Here is a 13,472-nt window from a genome sequence, read left to right as displayed (position 1 = left end):
GGCCCCATGATTCGTGGACATAACTACATCGGTGGTCGGCGCAGTGCCAAGGGCACCGTCATCGTCAAGAGCGTCGACGCCAGCACGGGCGCCGAACTGCCGTTCGATTTCCATCAGGCGACCGAGGCGGAAGTGAGCGCGGCGGCCACGGCGGCCCAGGCGGCGTACCCTGCTTATCGACGCTTGAGCAGCGAGCGCCGGGCGCAGTTTCTTGATGCCATTGCTGATGAACTGGATGCGTTGGGTGATGATTTCGTTGCCCTGGTGACCCAGGAAACCGCGTTGCCCGCCGCCCGTATCCAAGGTGAGCGCGGTCGCACCAGCGGGCAGATGCGTCTGTTCGCCAAGGTGCTGCGCCGGGGCGATTTCTACGGCGCGCGCATCGACCGTGCGCTGCCTGATCGTGCGCCGCTGCCGCGCCCCGACTTGCGCCAGTACCGCATCGGCGTCGGCCCGGTGGCGGTGTTCGGCGCCAGTAACTTTCCGCTGGCGTTCTCTACCGCCGGCGGCGATACGGCTGCCGCGCTGGCGGCTGGCTGCCCGGTGGTATTCAAGGCCCACAGCGGCCACATGGCCACCGCCGAACGCGTGGCCGACGCGATTATTCGCGCCGCCGAGCGCACCGAGATGCCGGCCGGGGTGTTCAACATGATCTACGGCGCCGGGGTAGGGGAGGCGCTGGTCAAGCACCCGGCCATCCAGGCCGTGGGCTTTACCGGCTCGCTCAAGGGCGGCCGGGCGCTATGCGACATGGCGGCGGCGCGGGCGCAACCGATTCCGGTGTTTGCCGAGATGTCCAGCATCAACCCGGTGATCGTGCTGCCCCAGGCGCTGGAATTGCGTGGCGAAACCATCGCCCGTGAATTGACTGCATCGGTGGTGCAGGGCTGCGGGCAGTTCTGCACCAATCCGGGGTTGGTGATTGGCTTGCGTTCGCCCGGTTTCAGCGTGTTCATCCAGCAACTGGCGGCGGCCTTGGGCGCCCAACCGGCGCAGACCATGCTCAATGCCGGCACCTTGCGCAGTTATGCCAAGGGGTTGGAGGGGCTGAAGGGGCATGCCGGCATTCGTCATTTGGCCGGCAGCACACAGCAGGGTGCACAGGCGCAGCCGCAGCTGTTCCAGGCGGATGTGCAACTGCTGTTGAACGGGGATGAGGTGTTGCAGGAAGAGGTGTTCGGGCCGACGACCATCGTGGTCGAAGTCGAGGATCAGTACCAACTGCAGGCAGCGGTAGCGGCGCTTCATGGCCAGCTGACCGCGACGTTGATCGGCGAGCCGGCGGACTTGCGGCATCACGTCGAATTGACCGCGCTGCTGGAGCAGAAGGTGGGGCGGATTCTGCTCAATGGCTATCCCACCGGCGTCGAGGTCTGCGAAGCCATGGTGCACGGCGGGCCTTACCCGGCGACGTCGGATTCGCGTGGCACTTCGGTGGGCACCCTGGCCATCGACCGCTTTCTGCGGCCGGTGTGTTTCCAGAACTACCCGGACGAGTTGCTGCCTGAGGCGCTGCGCGACGCCAACCCGCTGGGCATTACCCGCCTGGTGGATGGCCAGCCAAGCCGCGCCGCGCTCTGATGCATGCCCCGTAGCCGCTGCCGCCAGGCTGCGCTGGCCCGTGTGAACCCTGAAGATCTCCAGTGGGGCAGGGGGCCAGCGCAGCCTGGCGGCAGCGGCTACGGGGCGCGCGGGTAACACCACAACAATAAAAGAGGTGTGAAATGGCCACGCAATCCGCTGCACTGGGCACCACCGCCACCGGCGAACTTTCGGAAGACGCGCTGTACCGCAAGGTCAACTGGCGCATCGTGCCGCTGTTCATTCTGTGCTTCCTGTTCGCCTACCTGGACCGCGTCAACATCAGCTTCGCCAAGCTGGAGATGCAGGGCGACCTGGGCTTCAGTGACACCGTCTACGGCTTGGGCGCCAGCCTGTTTTTCGTCGGCTATTTCCTGTTCGAAGTGCCCAGCAACATGCTGCTGCACAGGATCGGCGCGCGCGTGTGGATTGCGCGGATCATGATCACCTGGGGCATCACCTCGGCCTGCATGATGCTGGTGCAGAGCGAGTTCTGGTTCTACACCCTGCGCTTTCTGATCGGGGTGATGGAGGCCGGCTTTGTGCCCGGCGTGCTGTACTTCTTCACCCAGTGGTACCCGGCCGGACGGCGGGCGCGGGTGAACGGTTATTTCAAAAGCTCGATCTGCCTGTGCGGCGTGGTCGGCGGGCCACTGGCCGGTTTGATCCTGGGTACGTTGGACGGTGCCCACGGGTTGGCAGGCTGGCAGTGGCTGTTCCTGCTGGAGGCCGTGCCGTCGGTGATCCTCGGCTTTGTGGTGCTGTGGTTTGTCAGCGACCGCATCGAGGGGGCCAAGTGGCTCAGCACCCGTGAGAAACAGCTGATGCTCGAGCGCATGGCGCAAGAGCCGTCCAGCCCGGCATCCCAGTCCATGGGCGGGTTGTGGAAACACCCCACCACTTACGTCATGTCAGCCATCTACTTGTGCCTGGTGATGGCCCTGACCGGCCTGCTGTTCTGGATGCCGCAGTTGATCCGCAGCGCCGGGGTGGCCGACAGCCTGCACATTGGCCTGCTGACCACGGTGCCCTACATCGGCGCGGCGGCGTTCAACCTGCTGATGGGTATCAGCTCTGACCGGCACGGCGAGCGGCGCTGGCACATGGCGAGCTGCGCGCTGCTGTGCGCGGTCGGTTACCTGGTGTGCGCCGTGTTTGCAGGGCAATTGCTGCCGCTGATGCTGGGCCTGTGCCTGATCATGGCCGGCCTGATCGCCTGGATGCCGATCTTCTGGACCATCCCGCCACGCTTCCTCAGCGGCATGGCGGCCGCCGCCGGGATTGCGCTGATCAACTCATTGGGGCAGCTGGGTGGCGTGATCGCCCCCTACATGATCGGCCGCATCAAGGACCTCACCGGCGTCGCCACCCCCGCGCTGTATGTGCTGAGCGTCATCAGCCTGCTGGCCGCGGCCTTGATCCTGTGGGCCATACCGCGGCGTTATTACGCACGCCAGGGTGCGACAGTTTGAAGCGGAAACCGGTTTCAACTTGGCCGATTTGGCATATCATAGGCGCCTATCCAACATTTCGTGAAAGATGGTCATGACCGGCCTTATAGAACAACTAGAAACAAGCGGCATGCTGCTGATCAATGATCTGCATGCCTTTGATTTTGTCCTGGACGCGGGCGAACTGCGTATCGAATGCATGGATGGCCGCGAGCTCAAGCGCTGGCGCTTCAGCGCCGAGCAACTGGCGGCGGCGAGCTTCGACGATGCGCAACAGTCCTGGGGAATCAGCAACGACACTGGCAGCTATCAACTAGTCTGCCTCAGTGGTTTCTCCGCAACTGACGAGGATGACGAGCAGGAATAATCCTTCCTGCCCGCCAACTTCTGAACATGATCGGGGTCTTCTTTGATCAGGACCCGTCGAGGATAAAACTATAATGAAACGCCATTTCCTGCCCCTGCTGCTCGCCAGCGGAATCAGTGTGCTGTCTTCCCACGCCATGGCCGCCAGCGGCTATGACCTGTTGGTCGGCACCTACACCAACGCCGCCAGCGAAGGTATCTACCGCTACCACTTCGACAGCGCCACCGGCCAGATCAGCGCCAAGCCGCTGCAAGTGACCAAGACCGAGAACCCATCCTGGCTGACCATCAGCAAGGACCAGAAACACCTGTTCGCGGTAAACGAGAACGGCCCGGATTCGGCCCACGACAAAGTGGGCAAGGTCAGCGCCTTCAAGATCGACCCGAAAACCCGCGACCTGACCCTGATCAACCAGGTGGAAACCAAGGGTGAAGACCCGACGTTCTCAAGCCTGGCCAAGGGTGAGAAGCACCTGTTCGTGGCCAACTACTCCGTGCACCCGGACCCCAACGGCAGCCTGTCGGTGTTCGGCGTGGGCGCTGACGGCACCCTGAGCCAGCTGGTTCAGCAGGAAAGCCACGACGCGGCCTCCAAGGTGGTTGCCGAGCGCCAGGCCAGCGACCACGTGCACTCGGTAGTCTCCAGCCCCGACGGCCGTTTCGTCTACGTGCAAGACCTGGGCGCCGATCAGGTGTTTGTCTACCACTATGACGCCGCCAACAAGGCCAAGCCGCTGACCGCCGCCTCGCCAGCCTCGGTGCAACTGCCACCGGGCAGCGGCCCGCGCCACCTGCTGTTCAGCGCTGACGGCAAGCACGCTTACCTGACCACCGAAATGAGCGGCCAAGTCTTCGTGTTCGACGTCAAAGCCGGCAACCTGGTGCAGAAGCAGGTCGTCAACCTGGCAGCCGCCGATGCCGATGCCGCCCACAAGGCGACCGCTGCACTGCACTTCTCGGCTGACGGCAAGTTCTTCTACGTCACCAACCGCGGCCAGGCCAGCGAGATCCTGGTATTTGGCATCGACAAGGCCAGCGGTGAGTTGAAAGAAGTACAGCGTCGCTCGGTGGAAGGCATCGAACCGCGCGAGTTCACCCTCGACCCAAGCGGCAAGTTCGTGGTGATCGCCAACCAGAAGAGCAATCAGCTTGTAGTGGTCAAGCGTGACCCGGCCACGGGCAAGCTGGGCGACACGGTGCAGAAGCTGGACGTCGATTCGCCGTCCGATGTGAAATTCCTGCGTTGATACCCAGAACCCCCGCCGATGCGGGGGTTTTTCATGGTGCCTGACCCCTCCGCTGATCCCGTAGCCGCTGCCGCCAGGCTGCGCTGGCCCATGCATGCGCTGAAAATCTTCAGGGTTTACGCGGGCCAGCGCAGCCTGGCGGCAGCGGCTACAGTGCAGGGGCGACCAGCGGAACCGTGCCTTTCCCCTGCACCATCTACCCTCCCTGTTCGGCGTGCGCGGTTTGCGCAGGCGCAATGGAGATGGCAGCATGGCTTTGTTTACCCTCAAAGACGGCACCGAGATCTATTACAAGGACTGGGGTACCGGTCAGCCCATCGTGTTCCACCACGGCTGGCCGCTGAGCGCGGACGACTGGGACGCGCAACTGCTGTTCTTCCTGCATCAGGGCTACCGCGTCATCGCCCACGACCGCCGTGGCCACGGCCGCTCCACGCAAACTGCCACCGGCAACGAGATGGACACCTACGCCGCTGATGTGGCGCAGCTGGCCGCGCACCTGGACCTGAAAAACGCCATTCACGTTGGCCACTCCACCGGCGGGGGCGAGGTGGCCCGCTACGTGGCCCGGCATGGCGCGGGGAGGGTGGCCAAGGCCGTGCTGATTGGCGCGGTGCCGCCGATCATGGTCAAGTCGCCCAGCAACCCTGGCGGCCTGCCGCTGGAAGTATTCGACGGCTTCCGCGCGGCGCTGGCGGCCAACCGCTCGCAGTTCTACAAGGAAGTGCCGGTGCCGTTCTACGGCTACAACCGCGAAGGCGCCGAGGTGTCGGAAGGGGTGAAGGACAATTGGTGGCGGCAGGGCATGATGGGCGGGACCAAAGCCCATTACGATTGCATCAAGGCCTTCTCGGAAACCGACTTTACCGAAGACCTGAAGCAGATCAGCGTGCCGGTGCTGGTGATGCATGGCGACGATGACCAGATCGTGCCCATCGCCGACTCCGCCGAACTGTCCATCAAACTGCTGGCCCACGGCACTTTGAAGGTCTACAAGGGCTATCCTCACGGCATGTGCACCACCCACGCGGACGTCATCAACAAAGACCTGCTGGCGTTCATCAAAGGCTGATATAGCCGCTGCCGCCAGGCTGCGCTGGCCGGTGTCAACCCCGCAAATCTCCAGCGGGGGTGAGGGCCAGCGCAGCCTGACGGCAGCGGCTACAAGCAAGCATCTGTTTTTAAACAAAAAATATTTGCCTTAGGGCTTCCCAGGTTGGGGTTTAGGTGTTAAATTGCGCGCCTACCCAACGAGCACAGCAACAAACGGCTCGTCGCAACACCTACAGGGGCGTCGCCAAGCGGTAAGGCAGCAGGTTTTGATCCTGCCATGCGTTGGTTCGAATCCAGCCGCCCCTGCCATTTTCTCTTTATCCGTATAGTTTTTTATTTTCCTCGGTGCGTCGGCATTCGGGGGATTTTGCGTTCCTGGCTTTCAGGCTGGAGCGTAGTTTGCCATGCGCACGTCGCCCATAGTCTGGTTTACAGGTGGATAAGTTTACAAGTTGACAGTGGTGTCTAGCGGGGCTAGCCTTTGCTCACTTCTTGTTGAGTTCAGGGACGCGCGCCATGGGCAACACTAGCACCCACACCAGTCGGATAAGTCATTCGTTCGAAGCTGCCAAGGCATTGCTGATGAAGGAGTTCGAAGCACTTATCCTGAGTAGCTCCGAGTCCGCGGTTATTGAGGCGGCAAAGCTCAAGGGTGAAAAGGCGATCTCCATCATTCTGAAAAAGCCTGCGAAGCCTCTGAGCATTCAGGCGCGAAATGAGATCGCCTTGGCGCAAATGAAGGCTAACGCCCTGACCAGCTTCAATGAGGCCTATGACTCGCTTGAAGCCAGTGACGTGTGCGCCATCCTGGGGGTGACAAAGCAGGCTCTCAGCAAGAAGACCAAGACGGGTAGCGTAATCGCGTACAGCCATAATCGACGTCGGTATTACCCGGATTTCCAGTTTTCCAACAACAAGGAAAAGCCCGCCATTGGCAGGCTGGTCAAGCAGTTGGGTATCGATCCTGCAGATGAGTCCCAAGTCAATTTGCTGGTCCTCTTTCTGGCGCAGGCAATGGACTTTTCGGACCCCGGTTCGCCCGCCAACTGGCAGCCGCGGTACAGGTTGGTCGAGCATCAAGTGGCATTTGAGATCATACTGCGCGACTTTCAAAACCGCTTGGAAATGGGGCGTTGACTTCGCCTCACACAACATTCACCTTCAGTCGAAGAAGCAGTTCCAGCGCTGTGGTATTGCCAGGCAGCATCACGCTTGCGACCGGTAATGTGCTGACGGCTCTTAACTGCGTGCTGCGCCTCTCAAACAGAACAAGGTTGTGGCCCTCCATCGAGAGCGCCCTGCCATAGGCGACAGAGCTGTAAATCAGCCCATCGATTTCGCTATCGCTTCTCATGCAGATACCGCTCAAATGCTGGGAGGAAGTACCCTGATTCACCTTGGCCTCGGGCTTGGGTGATGGCGCCGAGCTTCCCGCCGAGGTAGCTGGATAGCCTTTGCACATCGACCAATTTCAGGGGGGGGCAGGGGAGTTGGTGGAGGATAGGTATCTCTCTGTGGGTGAACAACCCGATAAAGGTGAGCAAGTGTTGCTGGGCGAGGCGAATGACATCCGCCGTGGTCCAAACAGCACGGCGAGGCAATATCAATCCCGGTGATATTTGCTACTGCCGCAATGAATTTCTACCGCAAGCCCCCCAGGCGTAAGTTTGACCCATGGCCTCACCGGCCCAAGCCAAACCACCGTCTTCGAGGTAACCGCCATGAACTTCAATCTTTTCTCCGTGATCGCCGCTTCTGCCGTTTCCGCTACCGTGGCCCTGCCAGCCCACGCCAGCACCCAGATCCAGGAACACAAGTCGACCGTCAACACCTACACCCAGCAGTACCTGCAGAAAAGCGCCAACTTCTACGCAGCGCTGGACCACAAGGTTCAACACTGAGCAGCCCTGAGTGCACCCGCCCGACACGCGGCGGGTTGCTGTTGAAGGCTGGGCTACAATCTAAAAAGTCGATCACCGTCATTGATCTTTGTCACTGGTATTCGACCCCGCGATCCCCGATGCTGTCCGCCTGAATTGTTCGCCACGGAGCCTCTATCATGGCCAGTGCTATCCTTTCTTCTGCCCGTCAGGGCGCCTACCTGGCCATCGGCTTGTATGTGGCGGTGATGATTGCGGCAACCGTTGCTACGCAGTTTGTGGTCGGCAGCTGAGCCGTCGTTCGGCAGTGGAATCAGCGGTGGTCGCATCGCGACTAAAGTCGGCTCCTACGCCGTCCGTGGTATCCGTGGTAGGAGCCGACTTTAGTCGCGATGCAGGCAACGCGGTTTTGATTCGGTCGGCGTCAGGCCGGGCGGGCCATGATGGACGTGAACAGCTCCGACTCGATGATGGTCTCGATCCAGGCGCGTACGCGCGGATAGGGTGCCTGCCCGAACCAGTCCAGGTCCACGCCGCGGAACTGGCGGATGAAGGGGGCGATGGCGATATCGGCCAGCCCCCGTTGTTCGCCACCTAGCCAAGGGGCTGCAGCCAGCCGCGACTCAAGGATCTGCAGAAATTCGCAACCCTGATCCCGGTAATAGGCCATGGGCTGTTCGGGATAACGGTCAGCATAGTTGTAGCGGTTGAGCGCCTGCTTGAACACGCCATCGTTAACGATGATCAGGTCCTCGCCATCCGCCGCCAGCCAACCCTCCGGGTCATTGCACGCCAACGCCCAGCGCATGATATCCAGGCTCTCGTCGATCACCCGGTCCTGCAGCACCAACACCGGCACGGTGCCCTTGGGCGACGCGGCCAGCATCTCGGCTGGCTTGGCTTTCAGGCTTACCTCATGAATCTGCACCGGCACGCCGCTGTAGCGCAGCGCCATACGCGCCCGCATGGCGTAGGGGCAGCGGCGGAACGAGTACAGAATCATCCCACCACCTCGACATCACTCAAGCCGTTGCCCTGGCGCTTGACCTGGATCTGCACCGGGATGCGCTCGTGCATTTCCTGCACGTGGGAGATCACCGCTACCTTGCGGCCTTGGGCCTGCAGGCCGTCGAGGGCGTCCATGGCCAGTTGCAGGGACTCGGGGTCCAGGCTGCCGAAGCCTTCGTCGATGAACAGTGATTCGATGCGCAGGGTGCTCGACGCCATGGACGCCAGGCCCAAGGCCAGGGCCAGCGAGACCAGGAAGGTTTCGCCGCCGGACAGCGAGTGCACCGAGCGCAGTTCATCGCCCATTTCGGTGTCCAGCACCAGCAGGCCCAGCATGCTGCCGCCGCGCTTGAGGCGGTAGCGGCGCACCAGTTGGCGCAGTTGGGCGTTGGCGTGATGCACCAGCAGGTCGAGGTTGTAAGCCTGGGCCAGCTTGCGGAATTTTTCCCCTTCGGCCGAACCGATCAGGGCGGCCAGGCGGCCCCAGCGTTGGAACTCGGCGTAGGCCTGTTCGATGCGCGTTTGAAGTTGCCCGTGGGCGCTCAGGCGGCGCTGGTCTTCGACCTGCTGGGCGCGCAGTTCGGCGCAGGCTTCTTCGCAAGCGGTGCACTGTTGTTGAGTGACGAGCAGGGTGGCATCCAGTTCTTCCAGCGCCGGGGCGCCGTTGGCGTGCGCCTGGTGCGCCTGCCAGCGTTGCTCGCGTTCCTGCAGCAGCACACGCGCTTGCTCAACGGCCTTGTCGGCGTTGTTGAGTTGCTGGCGCATGGCGCTGATTTGCGGGTCGTCGATGGCCAGCAGGGCTGCCAGCCCTTCATCGTCCAGCTGCGGATGCTGTTGGCGCCAGGCCTTCAAACTGGCGTCGAGGCTCGACAGGCTTTCGCTCAGTTGCTGCTGGCGTTGTTCGGCGGCCTTGAGTTCGCTGGCCAGTTGCACGGCTTCATTGTCGGCGGCTTGCAGTTGCGCGGCCGCCGTGCTTTCGCTGACGCGGGCTTGTTGCACGGCCTGCTCAAGCGCCGTTTGCCATGTGGCGGCATCAGGGTGCGTGCCGAGCACGGCGTGCAGCCGCTCGCTGACGGCCTGGCGTTGCTGGCTGAACTGCGCCAGACCTTCGCCCTGGGCGGCGGCGGCCTGCTCGCGACCTTGTTGCCGCAGGCGTTCTTCGCCCAGGCGCTGGCGACGTTCTTCGTGCTCGTGCTGTTCCTCGCGTTGCTCTTCAAGTTGCTGCAGGCGCTGGCTGACGCTGCTGTCCAGAGCCATGAAGGTGGCCGAAGGCGTGTGCTGCAAAGCCTCCAGTTCGCTGGCCGGTAGCACGCCCGCGAAGGCGTGCAGCTCTTCGTCCAGGCGTTGCTGGTCGTTAAGCAGGTGCTGGCTTTGTTCGGCCAGCAGGCGGCTGGCTTCCTGGCTGGCGTGCTGGGCTTGCTGAAGGGATTGCTGCTGGGCGCCGGCTTGCTGTTGCAACTTGAGCAAGGCCGACTGCTGCTGTTCCTCTGCAAGGATGCGCTGGGCGGCGCTGTGCTGTTCTTTCTCCAGCCATGCAGCCGGTTGTTGTGCACTGGCCAGCGCGTCATTCAACGGATGTGCGTGGAGCAACGGCTGCACGGCATCGAGTTGCGCTTGCAACTGCTCTTCCTGCTGTTTGAGCTGCGTTTGCTGGTCGCGCAGGGCCACCACTTCCACGCGCAGCTCGGCCAGGCGCGCTGCCAGTTTTTCCACCACCAGCCGGGCGCTGCGTTCTTCGCTGTCATCGTGACCGGCCAGTGCCTGCAACAACGCTTCGGGCTGATGCCAGGGATGTTCGGCGCTGCCGCATACGGGGCAGGGTTGGTCATCCTGCAACTGTGCGCGCAGTTCTTCGACACTGGCACTGCGGGCCAGGCGTTGCCGGTTAAGCAGGGCGACGGTCAGGTCCAGCTGCTGCACGGCGGTGTCGTGTTCGCCCTTGAGTTGCAGGCCTTCGCGAGTGCGCGCTTCGCGCTGCTCGGTGGCCACGCGGACCTGTTCGCGCAGGGCCTGTTGGCGCTCCTGCAGTTCCTGCTGGCGCTGCCAGTGGCGCTGCAGGTCCTCGACACTGCGCAGGTGCTGACGGCTTTCCTGCAGTTGATGGGTCAGCGCAGCCAGGCGGTCGGCCAGTTCATGCGGCGCGCACTGGGCGTTCTGGTACAGCGCATCCAGTGCCTGTTGGCGCTCGGCCAATTGTGCCTGGCTGGCGCTGGCGCGCTGCTGCAGTGCCGGCAGTTCTTCGCGGCCTTTGAGCAGTCGGGCGCTGAGGGTCAGCGCCTGTTGCAGGCGCGGGCGCCACACGGCCCAGGCATCGGCCAGCGGGGCCAGGGCGGCGCTGTGGTGCAACTGCGCGGCAATTTGTTCAAGGCGCGTGGTGCTGGCCTGCTGGCCTTGTTCCAATTGTTCGATGACGGCGCGGCCTTGGTCGCGGGCCTGCTCTGCACCGTGCAGGGCCTGTTGCAGGGGCGCGGCCTGTTCGTCCAGGCGGGCCAGGTGGCTTTGCTCATCGAAGGCTTGGCGCAGGGCGGGCGCTGCGTCGGCTTGGGCGGCGAGGGCGGCTGCAAGCGCGGCATGGGCGTGTCCGCGGGCCTGTTGGAGCTGGCCTTGACGGGTGTGCAGTTGATCACCGGCCTGCTGATGTTCGGTGATGCGCGCGGCCAGCGGTTGCAGCTCGGCGGTGAGCTCCGCCTGGCGGCTGAACAGGTGACGTTGTGGCGCCAGGGTGTCCAGGCGTACCAAGGTGTCGCGCTTGTCGCTCAAGGCGTGAGCGTGCGACTCGGCCCGCTGCAACTGTTCGCTGGCAGCCTGTTGCTCGCTGTGCAGGCGCTGACCTTCCACGTGCCACTGGCGCTGCTGTTCGAGCTGTTTGAGGCGTGCCTGTTCACTGCGCAGTGCGCCTAGCGCGTCGGTGTAGCGCTGGTCCAGCGCCTCGCGTTCTTCGATCGGCAGCGGTGCGATGCCGCCGGCCTGGTCCTGCAATTGACGATGGGCATCGCGGGCATCCCGGCTTTTCTCGAAAGCGCGCTTGCCCAGGCGTGTGTACAGCGCGGTGTCGGTGAGCTTCTCCAGCAGTTCGCTGCGCTCGTTGTCGTCGGCCTTGAGGAAGGCGCTGAACTCGCTCTGGGCCAGCAGCACGGCGCGGGTGAACTGTTCGAAGTTCAGCCCCAGGCAGCCTTCGAGCAGGGTTTTGTATTCGCCTTTCTGGCTGGCCAGCAGTTGATCGTTGTCCAGGTCGCGCAGGCTCTGGCGGCTGTTCTGCAGTTTGCCGCCGGCCTTGTCGCGGGCGCGGTTGGCTTCCCAGCGGGCGCGGTAGCGGCGGCCGTCGATGCCCACGAAGTCGACTTCGGCAAAGCCGGCACCGGTGCCACGGCGCAGCAGGGTACGCGGGTCGCCCGTGTTGATCTCGCCATCGGCGTCGGGCACCTTGGCGTCGCGGCCGGTGCGCGCCAGGCGCGGCACGGCGCCGAACAGCGCCAGGCACAGGGCGTCGAGCAGGGTGCTTTTGCCGGCCCCGGTAGGGCCGGTGATGGCGAACAGGCCGGCGCTGGCCAAGGGTTCGGCAGTGAAGTCCAGCTCGAACGGCCCTGCCAGCGAGGCAAGGTTTTTCAGGCGGATGGCGAGGATCTTCATGGCTGTTCTCCTTCCAGCTGCACTTCCTGCAACAGCAGCGCGAAGTCATCCAGGGTGGCACTGTCCACCTCGTTGCCGTAGCTGTCCTGCCAGGCGCGGCTGAACAGTTCCTGGGGGCTGAGCTGGTCCAGCTCGATCAGCGGCGTGTCGCCGTCATCGGCGCCGCGGCTGCCGGCGTATTCGGCACCGATGCGCACCAGGCGCACGGCCTTGTTCTGCAGGGCGGTTTCAATCTGCTGGCGCAGGTCGGGCTGGGGTTCGTCCAGTACCACCCGCACTTCCAGCCAAGGCTGGTGCGTGAGGTCGGCCAGCAGGTCGGCGTCCGGCAGCTCGGCCAGTTGCGTCAGCACCTCGGCCAGCGGTGCCGGGCCCAGGCGCACCAGGTCCACGGCGCGGGGCACCCGCAGCGGTTCGACGCTGAGCAGTTGCTCGCCCTCGCAGCGCACCTCGAGGATCTGGTGCGGGTAGTCGATCTCGGAGAACGACAGCGGGATCGGCGAGCCGCTGTAGCGGATGCGCGATTCGCCGTTGACCTGCTGCGGCTTGTGCAGATGGCCCAGGGCGACGTAGCTGATGGCTTCGCCGAACAGGCTGGCCGGCAGGGCCTCGGCGCTGCCGATGATCAGGCTGCGCTCGGAGTCCACCGACACCGAACCGCCGGCCATGTGCGCATGGCTGATGGCGATCAGCGCCTGGCCCGGCTGGCGCTTGGCTTCGGCAGCGGCGATCAGCCGTTCGTGCACATGGGCGATGCCCTTGATGTAGTCGTCACCCAGGGTAGCGCCCGTCACTTCGGCCGGACGCAGGAAAGGCAGGGCCAGGCACCAGGCCGCCACGGCGCCGCTGGCGTCGGGCAGCGGGATCAGCAGGCGCTCGCTGTCCAGTTGGCCGTCATCCAGCCACACCACGCGGCCCAGCGCGTGGGTGCGCAGGCGGCGCATCAGCGGCGCTGGCAGCTCGATGCGCGAGCCGGAGTCGTGGTTGCCGGCGATCATCACGATGGTCAGCTGCGGCTGTTGCTCGTGGGCGTTGACGATGAAGTCGTACAGGCGTTCCTGGGCTTTGACCGGCGGGTTGACCGTGTCGAAGATGTCGCCGGCGATCAGCAGCACATCAGGCTGGCGCTCGCCCAGGCGGGCCAGCAGCCAGGTCAGGAAGCAGGCGTGCTCATGGTCGCGGTCCTGGCCGTGCAGGCTTTGGCCCAGGTGCCAGTCGGAGGTGTGGAACAGGTGCATCGAGAATTCCTTGGCAAGCCC

At 63.8% G+C, this 13,472-nt stretch carries 10 protein-coding genes and 1 tRNA gene; 8 read left to right on the top strand and 3 right to left on the bottom strand.

Going from position 1 to position 13,472, the window contains the following annotated elements; translation table 11 throughout:
* Window positions 1-6: 6 nt before the first annotated feature.
* From ACZ9GA_RS20010 to ACZ9GA_RS19975, 8 genes are all read left to right on the top strand, one after another.
* A complete protein-coding gene (locus tag ACZ9GA_RS20010; protein WP_457361077.1) occupies window positions 7-1,581 on the top strand; it encodes an aldehyde dehydrogenase (NADP(+)) in 1,575 nt (524 codons plus the stop codon).
* 143 nt (window positions 1,582-1,724) lie between these two features.
* The gene (locus ACZ9GA_RS20005; protein WP_457361078.1) at window positions 1,725-3,053 is read left to right on the top strand and encodes an MFS transporter; all 1,329 of its coding nucleotides are present in this window, start codon (window positions 1,725-1,727) and stop codon (window positions 3,051-3,053) included.
* Window positions 3,054-3,126: 73 nt separating this feature from the next.
* Window positions 3,127-3,399, top strand: a complete 273-nt coding sequence (locus ACZ9GA_RS20000) for a DUF5629 family protein (protein ID WP_457361079.1) — start codon at window positions 3,127-3,129, stop codon at window positions 3,397-3,399.
* A 73-nt stretch (window positions 3,400-3,472) separates the two neighbouring features.
* Window positions 3,473-4,645, top strand: a complete 1,173-nt coding sequence (locus ACZ9GA_RS19995) for a lactonase family protein (protein ID WP_457361080.1) — start codon at window positions 3,473-3,475, stop codon at window positions 4,643-4,645.
* A 250-nt stretch (window positions 4,646-4,895) separates the two neighbouring features.
* Window positions 4,896-5,717 (top strand): alpha/beta fold hydrolase, encoded by an 822-nt coding sequence (locus ACZ9GA_RS19990; RefSeq protein ID WP_455921439.1) that lies wholly within the window; start codon window positions 4,896-4,898, stop codon window positions 5,715-5,717.
* A 215-nt stretch (window positions 5,718-5,932) separates the two neighbouring features.
* Window positions 5,933-6,007, top strand: a tRNA-Gln gene (locus tag ACZ9GA_RS19985).
* Window positions 6,008-6,214: 207 nt separating this feature from the next.
* A complete protein-coding gene (locus tag ACZ9GA_RS19980; protein WP_457361081.1) occupies window positions 6,215-6,835 on the top strand; it encodes a hypothetical protein in 621 nt (206 codons plus the stop codon).
* A 584-nt stretch (window positions 6,836-7,419) separates the two neighbouring features.
* Entirely contained in the window at window positions 7,420-7,599 is a 180-nt protein-coding gene (locus tag ACZ9GA_RS19975; protein ID WP_457361082.1) for a hypothetical protein, read from the top strand.
* Window positions 7,600-8,002: 403 nt separating this feature from the next.
* Here ACZ9GA_RS19975 and ACZ9GA_RS19970 read toward each other — a convergent pair whose 3' ends face one another.
* Genes ACZ9GA_RS19970 through ACZ9GA_RS19960 form a run of 3 tightly spaced genes read right to left on the bottom strand, consistent with a single transcriptional unit; the run spans window position 8,003 to window position 13,451 of the window.
* Window positions 8,003-8,581 carry a glutathione S-transferase gene (locus ACZ9GA_RS19970; RefSeq protein ID WP_457361083.1) on the bottom strand — a complete coding sequence of 193 codons (579 nt, stop codon included), beginning with the start codon at window positions 8,579-8,581 and terminating at the stop codon, window positions 8,003-8,005.
* Entirely contained in the window at window positions 8,578-12,216 is a 3,639-nt protein-coding gene (locus ACZ9GA_RS19965) for an AAA family ATPase (RefSeq protein WP_457361084.1), read from the bottom strand. Before ACZ9GA_RS19965 ends, ACZ9GA_RS19970 begins: the two co-directional genes overlap by 4 nt.
* On the bottom strand, window positions 12,213-13,451 hold the full coding sequence (locus ACZ9GA_RS19960) for an exonuclease SbcCD subunit D C-terminal domain-containing protein (RefSeq protein ID WP_457361085.1): 1,239 nt from the start codon (window positions 13,449-13,451) through the stop codon (window positions 12,213-12,215). The genes ACZ9GA_RS19965 and ACZ9GA_RS19960 overlap by 4 nt, the downstream gene beginning before the upstream one ends.
* Between the last annotated feature and the right edge of the window lie 21 nt (window positions 13,452-13,472).

The organism is Pseudomonas sp. TE3644 (assembly GCF_056278815.1).
This window is presented reverse-complemented; position numbering and strand designations above follow the sequence as displayed.

Coding starts and splice junctions, on each gene's coding strand:
- ACZ9GA_RS19995 (WP_457361080.1), top strand. CDS start 3,473: ATGAAACGCCATTTCCTGCCCCTGCTGCTCGCCAGCGGAATCAGTGTG.
- ACZ9GA_RS20000 (WP_457361079.1), top strand. CDS start 3,127: ATGACCGGCCTTATAGAACAACTAGAAACAAGCGGCATGCTGCTGATC.
- ACZ9GA_RS19990 (WP_455921439.1), top strand. CDS start 4,896: ATGGCTTTGTTTACCCTCAAAGACGGCACCGAGATCTATTACAAGGAC.
- ACZ9GA_RS20005 (WP_457361078.1), top strand. CDS start 1,725: ATGGCCACGCAATCCGCTGCACTGGGCACCACCGCCACCGGCGAACTT.
- ACZ9GA_RS19960 (WP_457361085.1), bottom strand. CDS start 13,451: ATGCACCTGTTCCACACCTCCGACTGGCACCTGGGCCAAAGCCTGCAC.
- ACZ9GA_RS19965 (WP_457361084.1), bottom strand. CDS start 12,216: ATGAAGATCCTCGCCATCCGCCTGAAAAACCTTGCCTCGCTGGCAGGG.
- ACZ9GA_RS20010 (WP_457361077.1), top strand. CDS start 7: ATGATTCGTGGACATAACTACATCGGTGGTCGGCGCAGTGCCAAGGGC.
- ACZ9GA_RS19975 (WP_457361082.1), top strand. CDS start 7,420: ATGAACTTCAATCTTTTCTCCGTGATCGCCGCTTCTGCCGTTTCCGCT.
- ACZ9GA_RS19970 (WP_457361083.1), bottom strand. CDS start 8,581: ATGATTCTGTACTCGTTCCGCCGCTGCCCCTACGCCATGCGGGCGCGT.
- ACZ9GA_RS19980 (WP_457361081.1), top strand. CDS start 6,215: ATGGGCAACACTAGCACCCACACCAGTCGGATAAGTCATTCGTTCGAA.